The sequence below is a fragment of the Streptomyces sp. S3(2020) genome (assembly GCF_013044505.1).
Lineage (GTDB): Bacteria > Actinomycetota > Actinomycetes > Streptomycetales > Streptomycetaceae > Streptomyces.
On record NZ_JABERD010000381.1, the window covers coordinates 1 to 4,900 of the forward strand.

The 4,900-nt window shown below is 69.8% G+C and carries 3 protein-coding genes and 1 pseudogene; all 4 read left to right on the forward strand.

Annotated features, from left to right (window positions below):
* Positions 1-205: pseudogene (locus HLK59_RS48070) on the forward strand (hypothetical protein); the annotation flags it as partial.
* Positions 202-1,344 (forward strand): acyl-CoA dehydrogenase family protein, encoded by a 1,143-nt coding sequence (locus HLK59_RS48075; RefSeq protein WP_171148003.1) that lies wholly within the window; start codon positions 202-204, stop codon positions 1,342-1,344. The pseudogene HLK59_RS48070 and the gene HLK59_RS48075, both read left to right, overlap by 4 nt.
* Positions 1,345-1,389: 45 nt before the next feature.
* Positions 1,390-2,604 carry an acetyl-CoA C-acetyltransferase gene (locus HLK59_RS48080; RefSeq protein WP_171148004.1) on the forward strand — a complete coding sequence of 405 codons (1,215 nt, stop codon included), beginning with the start codon at positions 1,390-1,392 and terminating at the stop codon, positions 2,602-2,604.
* Between the two features lie 36 nt (positions 2,605-2,640).
* The coding region (locus HLK59_RS48085; RefSeq protein WP_240983069.1) for a 3-hydroxyacyl-CoA dehydrogenase NAD-binding domain-containing protein at positions 2,641-4,900 on the forward strand (2,260 nt) is incomplete at its 3' end.

A 4,900-nucleotide genomic window follows, 5' to 3' on the forward strand; every position in this document is an offset into this window, starting at 1 on the left:
GCGCTTCTCCGCGACCCCGACCGCCGTACGCACCGGCCCCGCCCTCCCCGGCGCCGACACCGGGGACGTGGCACACGACTGGGACGTACCCGATCTCCTCAAGGGCCTCGACCCGGACGGCCCCGCAACCAAGGGCCTCGACCCGGACGGCCCCGCAACCAAGGGCTCCGATCCGGACGGCCCCGCGACGAAGGGCCCTGAATGAAGCGGCAGATCTTCGCCCCCGAGCACGACGCGTTCCGCGAGACCGTGCGTGCCTTCCTGGCCAGGGAGGTGCAGCCGTACTACGAGCAGTGGGAGAAGGACGGCATCGTCTCCCGCGACGCCTGGCGCGCGGCCGGCAAGCAGGGTCTGCTCGGGCTCGCCGTGGACGAGGAGTTCGGGGGCGGTGGCAGCGCCGACTTCCGCTACAGCGCGGTCCTCGCCGAGGAGTTCACGCGCGCGGGCGCCCCCGGGCTGGCCCTCGGTCTGCACAACGACATCATCGGCCCGTATCTCACCGGCCTGGCCACCGAGGAGCAGCGGCGGCGCTGGCTGCCCGGTTTCTGCGACGGCACCCTGATCACCGCCATCGCCATGACCGAACCCGGCGCCGGCTCGGACCTCCAGGGCATCCGCACCCACGCCGAGGACCGCGGCGACCACTGGGTCCTGAACGGCTCCAAGACCTTCATCTCCAACGGCGTCCTCGCCGACCTGGTGATCGTGGTCGCGAAGACGACCCCCGAGGGCGGCGCGCACGGACTGTCGCTGCTCGTCGTCGAGCGCGGCATGGAGGGCTTCGAGCGTGGCCGCAACCTGGAGAAGATCGGCCAGAAGGCGCAGGACACGGCCGAGTTGTTCTTCCACGACGTGCGCGTGCCCAAGGAGAACCTCCTCGGCGAGCTCGACGGCGCGTTCGTCCACCTCATGACGAACCTGGCGCAGGAGCGTCTGAGCATCGCGGTCTCCGCGATCGCCGCCGCCGAGCACCTCCTGGAGATCACCACGGAGTACGTCAAGGAGCGCGAGGCCTTCGGCCGGCCGCTGGCGACCAAGCAGCACATCCGTTTCGAGATAGCGGAGATGGCCACCGAGTGCGCCGTCACCCGCACGTTCCTCGACCGCTGCATCGAGGATCACTCGAACGGGCAACTCGACGCCGTCCACGCCTCCATGGCCAAGTGGTGGTCGACCGAGCTCCAGAAGCGGGTCGCCGACCGCTGTCTGCAACTGCACGGCGGCTACGGCTACATGAGCGAACACCCCGTCGCCCGGGCCTTCACCGACGGCCGCGTCCAGACCATCTACGGCGGGACGACCGAGATCATGAAGGAGATCATCGGGCGTTCCCTGCTCGGCTGAGAAGCTCCTCCGCACGGCTGACCCTCACCCCTGAAAGGCCTCCCTGTGAGCACCGAAGCGTACGTGTACGACGCGATCCGCACCCCGCGCGGTCGCGGCAAGGCGAACGGCGCCCTGCACGGCACCAAGCCCATCGACCTGGTCGTCGGACTCATCCACGAGATCCGCGACCGTTTCCCGGGCCTGGACCCGGCCGCGATCGACGACATCGTGCTCGGCGTGGTCGGCCCCGTCGGTGACCAGGGCTCCGACATCGCCCGGATCGCCGCCGTGGCCGCCGGGCTGCCGGACACGGTCGCGGGAGTGCAGGAGAACCGCTTCTGTGCGTCGGGTCTGGAGGCGGTCAACATGGCCGCCGCCAAGGTCCGTTCCGGCTGGGAGGACCTGGTCCTCGCGGGTGGCGTGGAGTCCATGTCCCGGGTGCCGATGGCCTCGGACGGCGGTGCCTGGTTCAACGACCCGATGACCAACCTGTCCGTGAACTTCGTGCCGCAGGGCATCGGCGCCGACCTCATCGCCACCATCGAGGGCTTCTCACGGCGGGACGTGGACGAGTACGCGGCGCTGTCGCAGGAGCGGGCGGCGACGGCCTGGAAGGAGGGCCGCTTCGACCGTTCCGTCGTCCCGGTGAAGGACCGCGCAGGCCTCGTCGTCCTCGACCACGACGAGTACATGCGCCCCGGCACCACCGCCGACTCGCTCGCGCGGCTCAAGCCGTCCTTCGCGGACATCGGCGACCTGGGCGGCTTCGACGCGGTCGCGCTCCAGAAGTACCACTGGGTCGAGAAGATCGACCACGTCCACCACGCGGGCAACTCCTCCGGCATCGTGGACGGCGCCTCGCTGGTGGCCATCGGCTCGCGGGAGGTCGGCGAGCGCTACGGCCTCACCCCGCGCGCGCGGATCATCTCCGCGGCCGTCTCCGGATCCGAGCCCACCATCATGCTCACCGGCCCCGCCCCGGCCGCCCGCAAGGCGCTCGCCAAGGCCGGGCTGATCATCGACGACATCGACCTCGTCGAGATCAACGAGGCGTTCGCTGCGGTCGTCCTGCGTTTCGTGAAGGACATGGGCCTGTCCCTGGACAAGGTCAACGTCAACGGCGGCGCCATCGCGCTGGGCCACCCGCTCGGCGCGACCGGCGCGATGATCCTCGGCTCGCTCGTCGACGAACTGGAGCGCCAGGACAAGCGGTACGGCCTCGCCACGCTCTGTGTGGGCGGCGGCATGGGCATCGCCACCATCGTCGAGCGCATCTGACCCCCCCTCCCGACGGATCACACGGAGCATCTCCCCATGAGCACTGAGTCCACCACCATCCGCTGGGAACAGGACCGGTCCGGCGTCGTCACCCTCGTCCTCGACGACCCCACCCAGTCCGCGAACACCATGAACCAGGCGTTCCGCGACTCCCTCGCCGTCGTCACCGACCGCCTGGAGGCCGAGAAGGACTCCGTCCGCGGCATCATCTTCACCTCGGCGAAGAAGACCTTCTTCGCGGGCGGCGACCTGCGCGACCTCATCAGGGTCACCCCCGAGACCGCGCAGGAGCTGTTCGACGGCGGACTCGCGATCAAGCGCGACCTGCGCCGCATCGAGACCCTCGGCAAGCCGGTCGTCGCCGCGCTGAACGGCGCGGCCCTAGGCGGCGGTTTCGAGATCGCCCTCGCCTGTCACCACCGCATCGCGCTGGACGCGCCGGGCTCGAAGATCGGCTGCCCCGAGGTCACCCTGGGCCTGCTCCCGGGCGGCGGCGGTGTCGCCCGCACGGTCCGCCTCCTCGGCATCACCGACGCCCTGCTGAAGGTGCTGCTCCAGGGCACCCAGTACACCCCGCAGCGCGCCCTCCAGAACGGCCTGGTCCACGAGGTCGCCGCCACTCAGGAGGAACTGCTCGCCAAGGCCCGCGCCTTCATCGAGGCCAACCCCGAGTCGCAGCAGCCCTGGGACCGGCCCGGCTACCGCATCCCCGGCGGCACCCCCGCCAACCCCAAGTTCGCGGCCAACCTCCCCGCCTTCCCCGCCAACCTGCGCAAGCAGACCAACGGCGCCCCCTACCCGGCCCCGCGCAGCATCCTCGCCGCGGCCGTCGAGGGCTCCCAGGTCGACTTCGAGACCGCGCAGGTCATCGAGGCGCGCTACTTCGTGGAGCTGGCGGCGGGCCAGATCTCGAAGAACATGATCCAGGCGTTCTTCTTCGACCTCCAGGCCGTCAACTCCGGTGCCAACCGCCCCAAGGGCATCGCACCGCGCACGGTCCGCAAGGTCGCCGTCCTGGGCGCCGGGATGATGGGCGCGGGCATCGCGTACTCGTGCGCCCGCGCGGGCATCGACGTGGTCCTCAAGGACGTGTCGGCGGAATCGGCCGCCAAGGGCAAGGCCTACTCCGAGAAGCTCTGCGCGAAGGCGGTCTCCCGGGGCCGTACGACACAGGAGAAGGCGGACGCGCTGCTGGCCCGCATCACCCCGACGTCCGACCCCGCCGACGTCGCCGGATGCGACGCGGTGATCGAGGCCGTCTTCGAGAACCCCGAGCTCAAGCACAAGGTGTTCCAGGAGATCCAGCACATCGTCGAGCCCGACGCGCTGCTGTGCTCCAACACCTCCACCCTGCCGATCTCCGCGCTGGCGGAGGGTGTCGAACGCCAGGCGGACTTCATCGGTCTGCACTTCTTCTCGCCGGTCGACAAGATGCCGCTCGTCGAGATCATCAAGGGCGAGCGGACGGGGCAGGAGGCCCTGGCCCGGGCCTTCGACCTGGTGCGGCAGATCAAGAAGACGCCGATCGTCGTGAACGACTCGCGCGGCTTCTTCACCTCCCGCGTCATCGGCCACTTCATCAACGAGGGCGTCGCGATGGTCGGCGAGGGCATCGAGCCTGCGTCCATCGAGCAGGCGGCGGCGCAGGCCGGCTACCCGGCGAAGGTGCTGTCCCTGATGGACGAGCTCACGCTGACGCTCCCGCGCAAGATCCGCAACGAGTCCAAGCGGGCCGTCGAGGAGGCGGGCGGCGTGTGGCCCACGCATCCCGCGGAGGCCGTCATCGACCGCATGGTCGACGAGTTCGGGCGCACGGGGCGCAGTGGTGGCGCCGGCTTCTACGAGTACGGCGAGGACGGGAAGCGCGCGCGCCTGTGGCCGGGCCTGCGCGAGCACTTCACCCGTGAGGGCGCCGAGATCGTGCCCTTCAAGGACATGCAGGAACGCATGCTCTTCTCCGAGGCCCTCGACACGGTGAAGCTCCTGGAGGAGGGCGTCCTGACGTCCGTCGCCGACGCCAACATCGGCTCCATCTTCGGCATCGGCTTCCCGGGCTGGACCGGTGGCGTCCTCCAGTACATCAACGGCTACGAAGGCGGCCTCCCCGGCTTCGTAGCACGCGCGCGTGAGCTCGCCGACCGCTACGGCGACCGCTTCACGCCGCCGACACTCCTGGTGGCTGTCTCTTATACCCCTCTCCGAGCCCACGAGACACCTGAGCCGCTCGTCTGCCGCCTTCTCGTTGGAAAACAAGACGACAACAACCACGACACTACACAACTCAGTGGACAGACTA

Bases quoted from the DNA above. Each gene is read 5' to 3' on its own strand.
- HLK59_RS48075 (WP_171148003.1), top strand. From the start codon at position 202: ATGAAGCGGCAGATCTTCGCCCCCGAGCACGACGCGTTCCGCGAGACC.